We start from the raw sequence: 17,638 nt of genomic DNA on the forward strand, positions 1-17,638 counted from the left end.
CGGCGGCGCTTCCCCGTGCCCCTGCGGGGCACGGGGAAGGACTCAGCGCAGCAGGCCCGCGTCCATACCTGCGGACTCCGGCGGGACGGCGATCAGGCCCAGCTCTGCGGCGGAGGCCAGCAGCGGATGGGCCGGGAGCACCCGGACGGTGTAGCCGAAGGGCCCGGTGCGGCCGAGCTCCAGCGGGCCCTCGTAGAGCCAGTGCCCATTGATGTCCGGGCGGCCCGAGGGCTTGAGGGAGACCAGCGCCGCATCGGTGATCCGGTCGCTCTCGTCCACCCGGCCCGCCACCACCTGGACATCCACATCGGACGGCTCCAGCGCGCCGAGCGCCACCTGCACCCGCAGGGCCAGCGTGGAGCCCAGCTCGGGTGCGTCGGCCGGACCTCCGGCCTCCACATGCTCCACCCGGACCGAGGGCCAGGAGGACCGCACCCGGCCCTTCCACTCGGCCAGCCCCCGGGCGCCCCCGTACGGGGAGCCGTCGGCGACCGGCCCGGAGAGCCGGCGCTGAGCGGCGGCGGCCGGGGCGTAGAGCCGCGCGACATACTCGCGGACCATGCGGCCGGCGAGCACCTTGGGACCGAGGTGGACCAGGGTGTGGCGGACCATCTCGATCCAGCGGTGCGGCAGCGCGCCGGCGCCCCGGTCGTAGAAGCGCGCCGCGACCTGGTGCTCGATCAGATCGTAGAGGGCCGCCGCCTCCAGGTCGTCGCGCCGGTCGGCGTCGATGCCCTGGCCACCGGTCATCCCGGCACCGTGCACCCCGCCGCCGAGCCCGGTCCCTTCGGCGGTGGGGATCGCCCAGCCGTTGGAGCCGTCGAACCACTCGTCCCACCAGCCGTCGAGCACCGAGAGGTTGAGGCAGCCGTTGAGCGCCGCCTTCATCCCCGAGGTGCCGCAGGCCTCCAGCGGGCGCAGCGGGTTGTTCAGCCACACATCGCACCCGGGGTACAGATGCTGGGCCATGGCCATGTCGTAGTCGGGCAGGAAGACGATGCGGTGCCGCACCATCGGGTCGTCGGCGAAGCGGACCATCTCCTGGATCAGCCGCTTGCCGCCGTCGTCGGCGGGGTGCGCCTTGCCCGCGATGACGATCTGCACCGGACGCTCCGGGTGGAGCAGCAGGCGGCGCAGCCGCTCGGGGTCGCGCAGCATCAGGGTGAGCCGCTTGTAGGAGGGCACCCGGCGGGCGAAGCCGATGGTGAGCACATCGGGGTCGAGTGCCGAGTCGGTCCAGCCGAGTTCGGCGTCGCCGGCGCCGCGCTGCCGCCAGGAGGCGCGCAGCCGGCGCCTGGCCTCGTCGACCAGTTGGGCGCGGAGCTGTCGGCGCAGCTCCCAGATGTCGGCGTCGGGAATGGACTCGATGCCGTGCCAGTGCCGGGCCTCGCCGACCATCATGGCGTCCTCGGCGTGCTCGGCGCCGATCTCCCGGGCGCCGAGCCGGACCACCGCGGGGTCGATCCAGGTGGGGGCGTGCACACCGTTGGTGATGGAGGTGATGGGCACCTCCGCGGTGTCGAACCCGGGCCAGAGGCCGTTGAACATCCCCCGGCTGACCTCGCCGTGCAGGGTGGAGACGCCATTGGCGCGCTGGGCGAGGCGCAGGCCCATGGCCGCCATGTTGAAGAGCCTGGGGTCACCGCCCTCCCAGGTCTCCGCGCCGAGGGTCAGCACCTGCTCGGTGGGGACGCCGGCCAGTGCGGCGTCCCCGCTGAAGTGGCGGGCGACCAGATCACGGTCGAAGCGGTCGATACCGGCGGGGACGGGGGTGTGGGTGGTGAAGACGGTGCCGGCCCGGACGGCCTCCAGTGCGGCGTCGAAGTCCAGCCCGGACTCGCCCGTCAGCTCCCTGATCCGTTCCACGCCGAGGAAGCCGGCGTGGCCCTCGTTGGTGTGGAAGACCTCGGGTTCCGGATGGCCGGTGAGACGGCAGAAGGTGCGTACGGCGCGGACGCCGCCGATGCCGAGCAGCATCTCCTGCAGCAGCCGGTGCTCGCTGCCGCCGCCGTAGAGCCGGTCGGTGACATCGCGCTCGGCTGCGGAGTTCTCCTCGATGTCGGAGTCGAGGAGCAGCAGCGGTACCCGCCCCACCTGGGCCTTCCAGATGTGGGCGTGCAGCCGGCGGTCGCCGGGGAGGGCGAGCACGACGCGGCAGGGGCTGCCGTCGGGCTCGCGCAGCAGGCTGACGGCGAGCTCATTGGGGTCGAGCAGGGGGTAGCGCTCCTGCTGCCAGCCGTCCCGGGAGAGGGACTGGCGGAAGTAGCCGTGCCGGTAGAAGAGGCCGACGCCGATCACCGGGACGCCGAGGTCGCTGGCGGCCTTGAGGTGGTCGCCGGCCAGGATGCCGAGGCCGCCGGAGTACTGCGGGAGAGCGGCGGCGATGCCGTACTCGGGGGAGAAGTAGGCGATGCCGGCGGGCAGCGGTTCGCCGTCGTCACCTGACGGTGCGTCCTGGTACCAGCGGGGGCCGGTGAGGTAGTCCTGGAGTTCGTCCGCCGCGTCGTGGAGGCGGCGCAGGAAGCGCCGGTCGGCTGCGAGGGCCGCAAGCCTTGCCGCGGGGACCTCGCCGAGGAGGCGGACCGGGTCCTCCCCGGTGGATTCCCAGACCTCGGGGTCGACGGAGCGGAAGAGCTCCCGGGTCTCCGGGTGCCAGGACCACCGCAGGTTGAGAGCGAGCTCATGCAGTGGTTGGAGTTGCTCGGGCAGGACGGTGCGGACTGTGAATCTGCGAATTGCCTTCACCCTGGGAAGCCTAGCTGCGGGGTGGCGGGCGCCGCGGGGTCAACTCGTTCCGCGGGGGCCGTTCGGCCCAGCGAAGAGATCACAGCCGGCGCACAGTGCGTCATACGGAGGCACATGGGGCGCGCGGGGCGGGCGGGTCACACGCCCGGCGCGCGGAGTCCCCCGGGGAGCTGAACCCGTCCGTCGAGACACGCCGCAGACAGGACCAAACTGCTGCGTAAGGGCGTAGCGCGGTGCGAGTATGCGTGAGGGGCGGGAGCTCCTCACGCCAGGTGCGGCCGGTTGCCGCACCCGTGGGGGCCCGTGCCCGGAGATCCCCTCATTTCCCCGCCTGTATCCGCTTCCGCGTCGACATGATCACCGGTGGCTGATGTCTGCGTGTCCTCATCCTGTGCGTGCTCGTTGTCGAGTCGGGTGCGACTGCCCGTCCGGACCACCCTCCGGAACGGCCGTCGGGACGCTCCCGACCGGAGCGCACACGGCGGTGTGCCCGGACCCCCTCCTGGGCGCGCCGACGGGGACCGGCAACCGATCAGGTTGCCGGACGGGAAGGCGGGGGAAGGCTCTCCGGGACCGCAACTGGATCCGGTCCGACGTCCCGACATCAGTCCTCCCGGTACTCCCCCGGGCTCGCCGCCCAGTTCCGGACGTGCCTGTCCGGACGGTGCGCGCCGCCTGCGGGGGAGCTGCCGCCGATCGCGGGCAGGAGCTTCGCCATGCACGACGAGAAGCGGACACCGTCCACTCCGACACCGGCTTCGGGCACCCCCGGCCCGGCGGGCACCGGACGGGCACCGCAGACCCAGCCGATCCGAACCGCTCTCGCGGCCGACGCACCCGCCTCGGTGCCGGCCCAGCAGGCCTCGGCCCAGGACCCCGTCCCGGCTGACCCGGTGGCGGATCGTACGGCGGGCGCCCGAGCGGCGGGCCCCGGCGAAGCGGCGGAGAAACCCGCGAAGAAGACCGCGGCCAAGGTCGCGAAGAAGACCGCGAAGAAGACCGGGGAGGCACCGACCGGTGGGGCTGCGGGCAGGGCCCCGGCCAAGAGGACGGCGGAGCAGAAGGCGCCGGCGAAGAAGTCGGCCGCCAAGAAGACGGCCAGGAAGGCCCCGGCCAAGAGGACCGCACCGGCCCCGGCCGCGGCAGCAGAGAGCGAGACGATGATCGGCCGCATCCCCGTCCTGGACGTCCACCCGCTGGTCGACTGCGGCCGCCGGCCGGCCAAGGCCGTGGTCGGGGAGTCCTTCCCGGTGACGGCGACGGTCTTCCGGGAGGGGCACGACGCGGTCGGCGCCAACGCGGTGCTGCGGGACCCCGAGGGCCGGGTCGGCCCCTGGACCCCGATGCAGGAACTCGCCCCGGGCACCGACCGCTGGGGAGCGGACGTCACCCCGACCGGGCCCGGACGGTGGACGTACACCGTGGAGGCCTGGAGCGACCCGGTGGAGACCTGGCGCCACCACGCCAAGATCAAGATCCCGGCGGAGCTGGACACCGCGCTGGTCCTGGAGGAGGGCGCCCAGCTGCTGGAGCGCGCCGCCGCCGGCGTACCGCAGGACGACGGCCGGGCGGTGGTGGAGGCCGCGGCACGGACGCTCCGCGACTCCGGCCTGCCGCCGATGACCAGGCTGGCGTCCGCCGTCTCCGCCGAGGTGACCGCGGTGCTGACGAGGCATCCGCTGCGCGAGCTGGTCAGCACCTCCGAGCCGCTGCCGCTGCAGGTGGACCGGCCCCGGGCGCTGTTCGGCTCCTGGTACGAGCTCTTCCCCCGCTCCGAGGGGGCGGTCGTCGACCCCACCGGGGTCCGGCCGCCGCGCAGCGGCACCCTGCGGACCGCCGCGGAGCGGCTGCCGGCGGTGGCCGAGATGGGCTTCGACGTGGTGTACCTGCCGCCGATCCACCCGATCGGCAGGGCGTTCCGCAAGGGCCCGAACAACACCCTCACGGCCGGTCCGCACGATGTCGGCTCGCCGTGGGCCATCGGGTCCCCCGAGGGCGGGCATGACGCGGTCCATCCGGACCTGGGCACCATCGAGGACTTCGACGCCTTTGTGGCCCGCGCCCGCGAGCTGGACCTCGAAGTGGCACTGGACTTCGCCCTGCAGTGCTCGCCCGACCACCCCTGGGTCAACAAGCACCCGGAGTGGTTCCAGCACCGCGCCGACGGCTCGATCGCCTATGCCGAGAACCCTCCCAAGAAGTACCAGGACATCTACCCCATCAACTTCGACCAGGACTTCGACGGGATGGTCCGGGAGACGCTGCGGGTGCTGCGCTTCTGGATGGACCACGGGGTGCGGATCTTCCGGGTGGACAACCCGCACACCAAGCCGGTGGTGTTCTGGGAGCGGGTGCTCGGCGAGATCGCCCGGACCGACCCGGATGTGCTGTTCCTGGCCGAGGCCTTCACCCGGCCCGCGATGATGCACACCCTGGGCAAGGTCGGCTTCCACCAGTCGTACACCTACTTCACCTGGCGCAACGGCAAGCAGGAGCTGACCGAGTACCTCACGGAGCTCAGCGGCGAGGCCGCCTCCTACATGCGGCCCAACTTCTTCGTGAACACCCCCGACATCCTGCACGCCGTACTGCAGCACGGCGGCCCGCCGGCCTTCGCGCTGCGGGCCGTGCTGGCCGCGACCCTGGTGCCCACCTGGGGTGTCTACGCGGGCTACGAGCTCTACGAGGGCACCGCGGTGCGCCCCGGGTCGGAGGAGTACCTCGACTCGGAGAAGTACCAGCTGCGCCCTCGCGACTGGGCCGCCGCGGAGGCGTCGGGCCGCACCCTCGCCCCGCTGATCACCTCGCTCAACCGGCTCCGGCGGCGCCACTCGGCGCTGCGCGAGCTGCGCAACATCCACTTCCACCACGCGGACAACGACGCGCTGCTGGTCTACTCCAAGCGCGCCACCGGACCCGGGGTCGGCAGCGGGTCCGCCTCCCCCCATGACGACGCCGTGCTGGTGGTGGTCAACCTCGACCCCCATCAGGCCCAGGAGGCGACCGTCACCCTCGACCTGCCCGCTCTCGGGCTGGAGTGGCACGACCACCTGACGGTGCGCGACGAGCTCACCGGTGCCACTTACCGCTGGGGTCAGCACAACTACGTCCGGCTCGACCCGTCCCAGCAGCCGGCGCACATCCTCACGGTTCGGAGGACCGCAGAGTGATCGTCAACGAGCCAGTTCCCGACACCTTCGAGGACACCCCGCAGAAGGACCGCGACCCTGAGTGGTTCAAGCGCGCGGTGTTCTACGAGGTCCTCGTCCGCTCCTTCCAGGACAGCAACGGCGACGGTGTCGGCGATCTCAAGGGGCTCACCGCAAAACTGGACTACCTCCAGTGGCTGGGGGTGGACTGCCTCTGGCTGCCGCCCTTCTTCGCCTCACCGCTGCGCGACGGCGGCTACGACGTCTCGGACTACACCGCGGTGCTCCCGGAGTTCGGCGACCTGGCCGACTTCGTGGAGTTCGTGGACGCCGCCCACCAGCGCGGCATGCGCGTGGTCATCGACTTCGTCATGAACCACACCAGTGACCAGCATCCGTGGTTCCAGGAGTCCCGCAAGAACCCCGACGGGCCGTACGGGGACTACTACATGTGGGCCGACGACGACAAGCAGTATCCGGAAGCGCGGATCATCTTCGTCGACACCGAGACGTCGAACTGGACCTATGACCCGGTGCGCAAGCAGTACTTCTGGCACCGCTTCTTCTCCCACCAGCCGGACCTCAACTTCGACTCCCCGGCCGTTCAGGAGGAGATGATCGCGGCCCTGAAGTTCTGGCTGGACCTGGGGATCGACGGCTTCCGGCTGGACGCCGTCCCGTATCTCTACGCCCGCGAGAACACCAACTGCGAGAACCTCCCGGAGACCCACTCCTTCCTCAGGCGGGTGCGGGCCGAGATCGACGCCGCCTACCCCGACACGGTGCTGCTGGCGGAGGCCAACCAGTGGCCGGAGGACGTCGTCGACTACTTCGGCGGCTTCGAGGGCGGTGGCGACGAGTGCCATATGGCATTCCACTTCCCGGTGATGCCGCGGATCTTCATGGCGGTGCGCCGGGAGTCCCGCTACCCGGTGTCGGAGATCCTGGCCAAGACTCCCAAGATCCCGTCGGGCTGCCAGTGGGGCATCTTCCTGCGCAACCATGACGAGCTCACGCTGGAGATGGTCACCGACGAAGAGCGCGACTACATGTACGCGGAGTACGCCAAGGATCCGCGGATGCGCGCCAATGTGGGGATCCGCCGCCGGCTGGCCCCGCTGCTGGACAACGACCGCAACCAGATCGAGCTCTTCACCGCGCTGCTGCTGTCGCTGCCCGGCTCGCCCGTCCTCTACTACGGGGACGAGATCGGCATGGGCGACAACATCTGGCTGGGCGACCGCGACGGTGTGCGGACCCCGATGCAGTGGACGCCCGACCGCAATGCCGGTTTCTCCTCCTGCGACCCGGGCAGGCTCAATCTGCCGACCATCATGGACCCGGTCTACGGCTTCCAGGTGACCAATGTCGAGGCGCAGATGAGCAACACCAGCTCCCTGCTCCACTGGACCCGCCGGATGATCGAGATCCGCAAACTCAACCCGGCCTTCGGGCTGGGCAGCTACGCCGAACTGCCGTCCAGCAACCCGGCGGTGCTGGCCTTCGTCCGCGAGCAGGGCGACGACCTGGTCATGTGCGTGAACAACTTCTCCCGGTTCGCGCAGCCGACCGAGCTCGACCTCCGCGAGTACACGGGCCGCCACCCCGTGGAGTTGATCGGCGGGGTGCGCTTCCCCGCCATCGGCGAGCTCCCGTATCTGCTCACCCTGGCAGGCCACGGGTTCTACTGGTTCCGACTGCGTCGGCCCGACGCACTCTGACCCCGGGGAACCCCGCAGTCCATGTTCTGCCCGGGACGGCCGGCCGGCCGTCCCGGGCAGAACGGCCGCACCACCGTACGGAGACACCCGAGAACCCACGCATCCCATGGCGTGACATGCGGTCTCCCGACCGCGTGCCGGAGCCGCCGCGCCGCCGAAATCCGGAAGACTGGCAAATCCGGCTAACCCACCCGAGCCGGGCAAACCGTGTCATCCGGGGAAAGGGAGTCATGTCGGACACCTCCCGGTCTCGAGCCACCGTCAACAGCGGGCCGCGCAGCGGCACCGCGGCCCGCTCCGGTACCCGCGCCGGAACCGACGCCCTGGTCAGCGCGGCACTGCCGCTGCTGCAGTCCTGGCTGCCAGGCCAGCGCTGGTTCGCCGGGAAGGGGCGGCCGGTCACCGGCATCACACCGATGGCCGCCACCCCTCTGCTGGAGGGCGACCCCGCCCTGATCCATCTGCTGCTGCGGGTCGAGCAGCGCACCGGCGGCGACGACCAGTCCACCGCCGACGTCTACCAACTGCTGCTGGCCGCCAGGGCCGAGCAGCCCGGCAGACTCGGCGGGGCACTGATCGGCCGGCTCTCCGGCGGCCCCTACGACGGCACGGTCGTCTATGACGCCGCGCATGACACCGACCTCACCCGCTGGCTGCTCACCCGGTTCGCCGAGCCCGGCGAGGTGGGCCCGCTGGTGTTCCGCCGACTGCCGGGGGCGCAGATCCCGGCCGGGCTGGTCGGCCGGGCGGTGACCGCAGAGCAGAGCAACACCTCGCTGGTGTACGGCAGCGCCCTGATCCTCAAGCTCTTCCGCCGGGTGAGCCCCGGGATCAACCCCGATCTGGAGCTCTCGCTGGCGCTCGCCCGTGCCGGGTCCACCCGGATCCCGCGCCCGGCCGCCTGGTTCGAGACCCGGCTGGCGGGCAGCGGGGAGACCGACCCCGCGACCCTGGGCCTGCTGCAGCAGTTCCTGGCCGGCGCCGCGGACGGCTGGGAGCTGGCACTGGAGCATGTGCACCGGCTGTGCAGCGAGCCCGAGTGGTCCACCGGCCGCGACGGCCGGCCCGCCGACCACATCAGCGGCAACTTCTCCGCAGAGTCGTTCCTGCTGGGTCGTGCCACGGCCGAGGTGCACCTGGCGCTCGCCCGCACCCTGCCGGTGGGCGTCCTCGACCGGGCGCAGATCGACCAGCTGGCCGCCGCCATGGCCCGCCGGCTGGACGCGGCCACCGTCGCGGTGCCCGACCTGCTCCCCTATCGGCCCGCGCTCCAGGACGCCTTCCGGGCGCTGGCCGACCCGACCCGCGACGGCCGGCCGCTGCGGATCCAGCGCATCCACGGCGACCTGCACCTCGGCCAGTCCATGCGCACCGCCGACGGCTGGGTACTGCTGGACTTCGAGGGCGAGCCCGCCAAGCCGCTGGGTGAGCGCCGCCGGCTGCAGCCCGCCGTACGGGATGTGGCGGCGATGCTGCGCTCCTTCGACTACGCCGCCGCCCATCTGCTGGCCGAGCAGCCCGCCACGGTCCCCGACCCGCGCGGCGGCGGCCGGCAGTCCGCCGACCGCGACCATCTCGCCCGACTGGCGACCGCCTGGGCCGTCCGCAACCGGGCCGCGTACTGCGCGGGCTATGCGGCCGGCGGCGGCGCCGACCCCCGTACCGACCCGGTGCTGATGCGGGCCTTCGAGATCGACAAGGCGGTCTACGAGGTGGTCTACGAGGCCCGGCACCGCCCGGACTGGCTGCCCATCCCGATGTCCGCCGTCCGGCGGCTGGCCGCCGACGCCGCTCCGATGTGAGCGGACCCGCCCGGCCCTGGATCCGCCGGCACCCGTCACCCCTATCCCGTCCCTGCGAACAGACCAGCCCGAGGAGGCATCGGCCGTGACCGCGCCCGACCCGACCCGCCCGACATCGCAGCTCCAGCGGCAGCAGCCGTCCGTGGTGGCACCACGCCCCGAGACGGAACCCGCGCCCACCGGGGCCGCGCCCGCGGGGCCGGGGCCGACCGCAACCCCGCCGACCGCCGCCCCGACGACGACCGCTCCCGCGGCCGCCACCACCGCGGAGTCAGCCGCCTCAGGAGCAGCCGGCTCGGGCGCCACCGGCTCGGGCGCCACCGGCTCGTCGCCGGCCGGCTCGGCCGGCTCCGCAGCATCGGCCGCCTCCGGACGGCCCGCCGCCGCGCAGCCGGGACGTGGCGCGGCGGCGCCCGCCGAGGACCGCGGCGACAGGGCATCGGAGCCCATCCGGCTGCCGGAGGCCCCGCTCGCCCCCGGCGAGATCGACCGGCTGGTGGCCGGATCCCACCATGACCCGCACGGGCTGCTGGGGGCGCACCCGGTGCCCGGCGGGGTCGCGGTACGGGTGCTGCGGCCGATGGCCGAGCGGGTGGTGGTCGAGACCCCCATCGGCCGGGCCGAGCTGGTCCACCAGCACGAGGGCCTCTTCACCGGGCTGCTCCCGGTGGAGCTGGTGCCCGACTACCGGCTGCGGGTCACCTATTCCGGTACCGAGTATCTGCAGGACGACGGCTACCGCTTCCTGCCGACGCTCGGCGAGATGGACCTCCATCTGATCCGGGAGGGCCGCCATGAGCAGCTGTGGGAGGTGCTCGGCTCCCATGTGCGCAGCTACCAGACCGGGCTGGGCACGGTCACCGGTGTCTCCTTCGCCGTGTGGGCGCCCAACGCCGTGGGGGTGCGCCTGGTCGGCGACTTCAACGGCTGGAACGGCTGCTGCTACCCGATGCGTTCGCTGGGCTCGTCGGGCGTCTGGGAGCTCTTCGTCCCGGGGATGACGGAGGGCACCCGCTACAAGTACGAGATCCGCACCCGCGACGGCCGGCTGATCCAGAAGGGCGACCCGCTGGCGCTGGCTGCCGAGTGCCCGCCGGGCACCGCCTCGGTGGTCCATCGCTCGCAGTACGAGTGGGGCGACGCGGAGTGGATGGCGGCGCGGGAGGCCGGGCAGCACCACCGGGAGCCGATGTCGGTCTACGAGGTCCATCTGCCGTCCTGGCGGCCGGGGCTCTCCTACCGCGAGCTGGCCGAGGTGCTCCCGGAGTACATCACCGACCTGGGCTTCACCCATGTGGAGTTCCTGCCCGTGATGGAGCACCCCTTCGGCGGTTCCTGGGGCTACCAGGTGTCCTACTACTACGCGCCGACCGCCCGGATGGGCGGCCCCGACGACTTCAGGTTCCTGGTCGACGCCCTGCACCGGGCCGGCATCGGGGTGATCGTCGACTGGGTCCCGGCGCACTTCCCCAAGGACGACTTCGCGCTGGCCCGCTACGACGGCGAACCGCTGTACGAGCCCGCCGACCCCCAGCGGGCGGAGCACCCGGACTGGGGGACCCTGGAGTTCGACTACGGCCGTACCGAGGTCCGCAACTTCCTGGTCGCCAACGCCGTCTACTGGTGCCAGGAGTACCACGTGGACGGGCTGCGGGTGGACGCGGTGGCCTCCATGCTCTACCTGGACTACTCCCGCGAGTACGGCCAGTGGTCGCCCAACCAGTACGGCGGGCGGGAGAACCTGGACGCCGTCACCTTCCTGCAGGAGATGAACGCCACCGTCTACCGGCGCTGCCCGGGCGCGGTGACCATCGCCGAGGAGTCCACCGCCTGGGACGGCGTGACCCGGCCCACCCATGACACGGGCCCGACCGGCATCGGCGGGCTGGGCTTCGGCCTCAAGTGGAACATGGGCTGGATGCACGACTCGCTGCTCTACATGTCCAAGGACCCGGTGCACCGCAGGTACCACCACAACGACATGACCTTCTCGATGGTGTACGCCTACTCGGAGAACTACATCCTGCCGATCTCGCATGACGAGGTGGTGCACGGCAAGGGGTCGCTGGTCTCCAAGATGCCCGGCGACTGGTGGCAGCAGCGTGCCAATCTGCGCGCCTATCTGGCCTTCATGTGGTCCCATCCGGGCAAGCAGCTGCTGTTCATGGGGCAGGAGTTCGCGCAGGGCGCCGAGTTCGACCACGACACCGGGCCGCAGTGGTGGGTACTGGACAAGGACTGGCCCGCCTCGGACGACCACCGCGGTGTGCAGGAGCTGGTGCGCTCCCTCAACCGGGTCTACCGCGACGTCCCCGCGCTGTGGGAGCGGGACACCGAGCCCGAGGGGTTCTCCTGGCTGGACGGCGGAGCGGCCGAGGACAACGTCTTCTCCTTCGTCCGCTACGACAGGGCCGGCCGGCCGCTGGTGGTGATCAGCAACTTCTCACCGGTGGTGCGGCACGGCTACCGGGTGGGACTTCCGCAGACCCCCGCCGGCTCGCACGGCCTGTGGACGGAGGTGCTCAACACCGATGCGGCGGCCTACGGCGGCAGCGGCGTGGGCAACCCCGATCCGGTGAAGGCCGAAGCCGACAGCCGCAACGGCCGTGACCTCAGCGCCGAACTGGTGCTGCCGCCGCTGGCCACCCTCTGGCTCCGGCCCGCCTGACCTGCGAAGACCCGTCCGACCCTGGGTCCGGCGGTGTGCGCCGCGCCGGGGCGCCGCCGGACCTCCGGGACCGCACGCCGGTCGCGGTCGCGCCGGGGCGCGACCGGCCCAGGGGTTGGTCACTCGCCGCGCTGGGCCAGCAGCTCCCGGCCCAGCGCGGCGGCCTGCAGCTGGGAGTTCACCTCCAGCTTGGTGAGGATGGAACGGATCTGGCTGCGCACGGTGGACAGTGCGACCCAGGACTCCTCGGCGATCGCACGCGCACGCTTGCCCTCCGCGAGCGAGCGAAGCACCGCCAGTTCACGCGGGGTCAGCCGCTCCAGCAGTCCGCGCCGGTCCCGCTCCGAAGGACGGCCCCCGGCGGACCGGTCGGCGACGGTACGGCGGTGCAGGGCCACCAGCTCGGCCCGCTCAGCGGGCTGCAGCACCGGGAATCCGGCCGCCGCGTCCAGCGCGGCGCGCACCAGCGTCTCAAAGGGGGCCGACTTGTCCACCCAGCCCACCGCACCCCGGCAGACCGCGGCGGCCACCCGGGTGCGGTCCGTACTGCCGGTGACCACCAGCACCGTCCAGCCCGCCGCACAGAGCGGCGCCACCAGATCCACACCGTCCAGCTCCCCGCCGTCGTCGCTGCGGCCCAGGTCCAGGTCGAGCAGGGCCAGGCCGGGCGGCAGCGCCGCCGCCTCCTCCAGCAGCGCGGAGATGCTGCGGCCGGTGGCGGCACGGGCGTCCATCGCATGTCCGCGCAGCGCGAGCACCAGGCTGGTGCCGACGAGCCGGTGGTCGTCGATGACGAGAACGGTCACGGTCTCCCCGCAGTGAGGGTGGCGGGATCAGGGCTCTTGGCCGGGCTGGGGTGGTCGGTCAGGCCGCGGGGACCCGGGCGTCCGGGGTGGCCGCGGCGGGCAGCTCCAGCACTGCTGTGCACCCCCGCCGTTGCGGCTCCCCGGGCAGCAGTCTGACCGCACCGCCGTGCTGGGCCAGCAGGTGTCCGCTGACGTAAAGGCCCAGGCCGCTGCCGCCGGCCGCACGGTCATGCACCCCGCGCTGCAACGCCCGCTGCTCCGCACCAGGGGTCAGGCCGGGGCCGTCATCGGCCACCTCGACCAGGATCACCCCGCTCTGCCTGCGAGCGGTCACCCGGACCCGTGCGCCGGGGGCATGGCGCTCGCAGTTGGCGAGCAGGTTGGTGGCCGCCTGCGCCAGCACCGAGGCGGGCACGGTGGTCCGCAGCTCGGGATCGGCTGCCAGTTCGACATCGGCCCCGACCGTACGGCGCAGCATCACCAGGCGGCGCAGCACAGGCTCCACCTCATGGCCTTCGGGGTCACCCGGCGGACGGCTGCCGTCCCGGGCCAGCAGCTCCCTCAGCCGCTCCAGCTCGGCCTGGACGGCGGCGCCCAGCTCGGCCTGGGCATCCGTGTCCAGCCGGGCGCCCTCCGCCCGCAACAGATAGGCGGCGCCGGAGAGGCCGGTCAGCACATTGCGCATCTCATGGTCCCGCTCGGCAGTCCGGCGGGCCAGGCGATCGGAGTCCAGCAGCCGGCCCTCCACCAGGTCGGCCCGGTGGAGGAAGTCGGAAGTCAGGGCGGTCAGCACAATCAGCAGGCCGAGCAGCCGCAGGGCGGCGGAGACCAGGTCGGGCTCCCAGACGGGATGCCCGGCGAGCACCCGGCCCAGCTGGGCGGTGGCCGCGACGGCGAGCCCCAGGCCGAGTCGCAGGCGCAGCCGGTCCTGATCGCGCCACCCGGCGTGGAGATAGCCGAAGGAGACGGCGACGGCGCAGCCGCCCACCACTGTCACCGGCAGCAGCGCACCGCCGGACGGATGGCTTGCGGGCGCGGCGAGAGCGGTCAGCAGGCCGCCGGCTGCGGCGGCCGCGACAGCTGCCAGTGCACCGCGACGCCCGTGCGTCCAGCGCGGCGGGCGGGTGGTGAGGCCGGTGGCCAGCAGCACGATGAAGCTGCAGGAGGCGATCAGCCGGGTGACCGCGAGCCAGAGCAGCGCCCGGTCGGAGCCGGTGTTGACCACCGAGGAAGGCATCAGCACCAGGCTGTGCAGCAGCAGTGCGGCGGCGACCGAGGTGTGCGGACGGCCGTGGCTGCCGGCGAGCCGCGGGGTGAGGGCGGCGACGCCTGCGGCGGCGGCGCCGGTACCGGCGGCCGCAAGAGCGAGCAGCAGCTGGGTCTGGCGGAGCGGCAGCTGACCGCCGACAAGGTCACCGCTGAGCAGCAGTGCCGTCACGCCGGCAGCGGCCAGCGCGGCCACGACGTCCACGGCGGGGCCCCGGTGACGAAGCAGCGGTCGGCCCGGGGCCCGGCGAGCCCGGCGGGCGGAGGTCTGGTGTCCAGCAGTCATGCGCATTCCCCCCGGCCGCCGACGCGGGTCACGGCCCCGCCCGCCCTGGTCGGCGGGTGCGGCCCGCAGGCGGGCAGATCGACGCGGCGCAACGGAACAGCACCGCAGCGTGACGGATCGTAGTGCAGGCCGCCGACAATCGGTGCTGAACCGGCAGATTGCCCCAGCAAGCGACAGCGCTGAACGCACTCGACCAGCCAGGGTGCGCCGGGCAGCCCGTTGGGCCCTCGCACCGCTGCGGCCTTGAGGGATCACGGCCCTGCAGAGCGGCTGGTCGGCCATCCTGGGGGCGCGGGAGGCATACGGCAGGCGGTCCGGCGCGGTGTGCGCCCCCGGAGGGGTGGGCCCGGGGGCTGCCCGGGGCTCCATGTGGATGAGCAAGACCTCACCTGGGGGCTGCGGCAGCGGTCCCGACCACGGTGGCGGCGGACGCCATGGGCTTCCCCGGCGGGGCCGGCGGGGCGCGGTGGCCCGCGTCGCGGGCCCGGGAGCTCCACGGAGGAGGCCTCAGTGGCCGCGCCCCTCGGAGTGGCCCGGTGCGCTCCGGTTCGGGCTGCTCCGGTCCGGAGTGTTCTTGCTGGGTGTGCTCTGGTTCGGTGTGCTCTGGTCCGGTGCGTTCTGGGTGCGCCCCCGGGCAGGGGCGTCGGATGAGGAGCCCGGTCCATGGTGGGCAACGGAGCCGTGCACATGTCGGCCCTGCGACGAGTCCGCCGCGCCCTGCCGGCCTCCCCGGCCGGATGGGCCTCCCCCGCCTGCCGGGTCCTGCCGCTCGGACCCGCCGGGGGTCGCGTCCGGGTTGGTCGTCCCGGCGGGTGCGCCGGCGGGAGCGCCGGCGGGAGCGGTGGTCGGTGCGGTGTTCAGGTGCACCGGGTCGGAGTCCGCAGTGTCGGTGAGCCAGGCGCCGGTGGTCCCCCACACCGGGGTGGCGGCGACCGCTCCGGCGGCACCGAAGAGGACCGCGGCGGCCAGGCGGCGCAGCGGACCCGGTACGGCGGTCGGGGCGGGTCGTCTGCGATGGCGCCCGCGGTCAGGCACCGCCGTCCCAGTCCACAGCGCCGTGCAGAGGGAGGCCCCGTCTGTCTCTGACGGCGCGGCCGGGCCCATCACCGGAATCGCGCTCCGTGTCGCCGCCGGGCCGCAGGGCCCAGGCCAGGGTGCGGGCACCCCAGACACCCAGGGCGAGACCCCCGACGACCATCGCGCCCGCCCGGGAGAGCAGCCGCTGCCGCCAGAGGCCGATCTGCGGCAGATGGAACCAGACCAGACCCCGGACGTCGGACGCCGCACGCCGCCCCGGGTCGTCGACCCGGTTGGCGTCCCCCTTGGTGGTGAAGGTGAGGCTGCTCGCGGTGTGCTGGACGGCGACCACGCGATGGGTGACCAGCTGTTCTCCGCCGCCCGGCGAACGGCCGGAGTGGAAGGTCACCACATCCCCGACCCTGATCAGCTCCGGCCGCACCGGGCGGTCCACCACCACGGACCCGGGCGGGATGGCCGGGTCCATGCTCCCGGTGAGGACGGTGAGCACCAGGCCGTGCACGGCCATGGGCAGCACCGTGAGCGCCAGCGCCAGTGCCGCCGCCGCGGCGGCGGCCGCCACCAGCACCGCTTGGCCGGCCATACGGAGCCCCCGTGCGCGGCCCGCCGGAGGTCTCCGGCGGGGCCCCCGGGGGCCGGGGGTGGCGGGGATGCCGCGGCCGGTGCCACGGCGCTCGCGTGCTCCCCTGGCCCGGCCCTGCTCCGGCCGCTGTCCGGGGGTCCGGCCGGCAGCGGGACGACGATGCGTTCCCCGCGCCCGGGGAGCGGTGGACGCCATTCAGATGATCTCCCGCTCTTGCCTGCCGCCCGGCCGGAGGCCTGCCGGGTGGTCTCTGCGTCGTGACCGACGGCTCTGACACCGGCCACCCCGCCGATCCTGCCGATACGACGCGTCCGACGCATCGTCAAAAGTGGGGATAGACGCCTACTGCGCTTTGACGATGCGACACCCCATGACCGCCCGGCACTGTTGTGGTCAGTCGCCGCACCGGCAGGGAGGTGCGGAGCACAGCCGACGGACACGAGGGCCACCACAGGAACGACCGGAACGACAGGCGCCACGGGCACCACGGGCAGAACGCACACACCAGCACCTATTCGACGGACACGAGAGCGGACTGCGGACAGATGACGGCGGACGGCAACGGGATGAGCGTGTGATGAGCGTCTTCAGGAGGAGCAGGAAGGCCGCCGCGCTCGCCGGCTCGGTATCGCTGGCCGCCGCCGCGGTCGCCGTCACCGGAGGGACGTATGCCTGGTTCACCGACACTCAGAACACCGGTTCCACGGTTGTGCAGACCGGCACTCTCACCTTCGGCAACGCCTCCACCACCTCGGCGCCGACAGCCTCGGATCTGGTGCCCGGCAGCCCACTGCCGACACTCACCGCCGTCTTCACCAGTAGTGGCTCGCTCAGCGGCAAGGTCCGCCTGGCACTGCACCGCGACCCCGCCGCGGACGGCGCCCCGGTGATCCGGGATGCCGACCTGCAGTACTTCCATCTGCACTTCTCCGTCGAGCGCCGGGGCAGCGCAGGCCAGGATCTCGGGGACAAGGAGTTCGACATCGACCTGGACGACGCGCTGGCCCACAGTCTCGGCCCCAACGCTCCGCAGTCGGGAGACGTCCCGTACACGCGGACCGACCCGGACTATGCGGGCTTCGCGGAGTACTTCAAGCTCGACCCGGGCGACCAGCAGCGGGTGACGGTCACCGGCGCGATCGACGAACGGGCGGGGAACAGCATCCAGGGCAGGTCCCTGGTCTACAGCCTCACGGCCACGCTGATGCAGCTCCAGGCACCCGACGCCACGGCGGCGGAGTAGCGGGGCCCAGCGGGGCAGGTGTCGGGACCCGGCCGGGGGGCTGGGGGGCCGCGGACGGCTGGGGGGCCGTCCGCCGGGGCCGGGCAGGACACCGGGGGACCGCACGTGGTGGGGGACGTCACGTGCGGGAGAAAGGGAGCCCGAGGGGGAGAAGGGCTCCAAGGGGAAGCTCGCCGAGGGGGCACCGAGGGGCGAGACGAGGACGGCCGTCCGGAGTTGGCTCCGGACGGCCGTCGACGTGTTTCCGGACGGGATCCTTCCGTCCCTGGGCCGGCACCTCCGCTTCGGCCACCGTTCAGGCCGCCCCGGTAAGGTCGGCTGAGGCTGCGGT

Annotated in this window: 9 protein-coding genes; 5 read left to right on the forward strand and 4 right to left on the reverse strand. The window is 72.9% G+C overall.

The features are described 5' to 3' along the window. Window positions 1–42: 42 nt before the first annotated feature. A complete protein-coding gene (gene glgP, locus AB0761_RS14010; protein ID WP_377269316.1) occupies window positions 43–2,745 on the reverse strand; it encodes an alpha-glucan family phosphorylase in 2,703 nt (900 codons plus the stop codon). A 1,160-nt stretch (window positions 2,746–3,905) separates the two neighbouring features. On the opposite strand from glgP, the gene AB0761_RS14015 reads away from it, so the two are divergent. The 4 genes from AB0761_RS14015 (at window position 3,906) to glgB (ending at window position 12,085) form a co-directional block, all read left to right on the forward strand. Then, a complete protein-coding gene (locus AB0761_RS14015; protein ID WP_377274082.1) occupies window positions 3,906–5,915 on the forward strand; it encodes an alpha-1,4-glucan--maltose-1-phosphate maltosyltransferase in 2,010 nt (669 codons plus the stop codon). Continuing rightward, on the forward strand, window positions 5,912–7,615 hold the full coding sequence (gene treS, locus AB0761_RS14020) for a maltose alpha-D-glucosyltransferase (RefSeq protein WP_377269318.1): 1,704 nt from the start codon (window positions 5,912–5,914) through the stop codon (window positions 7,613–7,615). The genes AB0761_RS14015 and treS overlap by 4 nt, the downstream gene beginning before the upstream one ends. 230 nt (window positions 7,616–7,845) lie before the next feature. Beyond that, the gene (locus AB0761_RS14025; protein WP_377269319.1) at window positions 7,846–9,417 is read left to right on the forward strand and encodes a maltokinase; all 1,572 of its coding nucleotides are present in this window, start codon (window positions 7,846–7,848) and stop codon (window positions 9,415–9,417) included. An 85-nt stretch (window positions 9,418–9,502) separates the two neighbouring features. After that, a complete protein-coding gene (glgB, locus tag AB0761_RS14030) occupies window positions 9,503–12,085 on the forward strand; it encodes a 1,4-alpha-glucan branching protein GlgB (protein WP_377269320.1) in 2,583 nt (860 codons plus the stop codon). A gap of 119 nt (window positions 12,086–12,204) precedes the next feature. Here the strand turns inward: glgB and AB0761_RS14035 are convergent, their stop codons facing one another. The 3 genes from AB0761_RS14035 to AB0761_RS14045 all read right to left on the reverse strand — a co-directional run bounded on the left by AB0761_RS14035 (window position 12,205) and on the right by AB0761_RS14045 (window position 16,064). Then, complete coding sequence (locus tag AB0761_RS14035) at window positions 12,205–12,891, reverse strand: LuxR C-terminal-related transcriptional regulator (RefSeq protein WP_377269321.1); 687 nt, start codon at window positions 12,889–12,891, stop codon at window positions 12,205–12,207. Window positions 12,892–12,949: 58 nt separating this feature from the next. Further along, a complete protein-coding gene (locus tag AB0761_RS14040; RefSeq protein ID WP_377269322.1) occupies window positions 12,950–14,443 on the reverse strand; it encodes a sensor histidine kinase in 1,494 nt (497 codons plus the stop codon). A gap of 1,027 nt (window positions 14,444–15,470) precedes the next feature. Next, on the reverse strand, window positions 15,471–16,064 hold the full coding sequence (locus AB0761_RS14045) for a signal peptidase I (protein WP_377269323.1): 594 nt from the start codon (window positions 16,062–16,064) through the stop codon (window positions 15,471–15,473). A 577-nt stretch (window positions 16,065–16,641) separates the two neighbouring features. On the opposite strand from AB0761_RS14045, the gene AB0761_RS14050 reads away from it, so the two are divergent. Beyond that, on the forward strand, window positions 16,642–17,307 hold the full coding sequence (locus tag AB0761_RS14050; protein ID WP_377269324.1) for a SipW-dependent-type signal peptide-containing protein: 666 nt from the start codon (window positions 16,642–16,644) through the stop codon (window positions 17,305–17,307). Window positions 17,308–17,638: the final 331 nt, after the last annotated feature.

The organism is Peterkaempfera podocarpi, assembly GCF_042466665.1.
In the GTDB taxonomy this organism is placed as follows: Bacteria; Actinomycetota; Actinomycetes; order Streptomycetales; family Streptomycetaceae; genus Peterkaempfera; species Peterkaempfera podocarpi.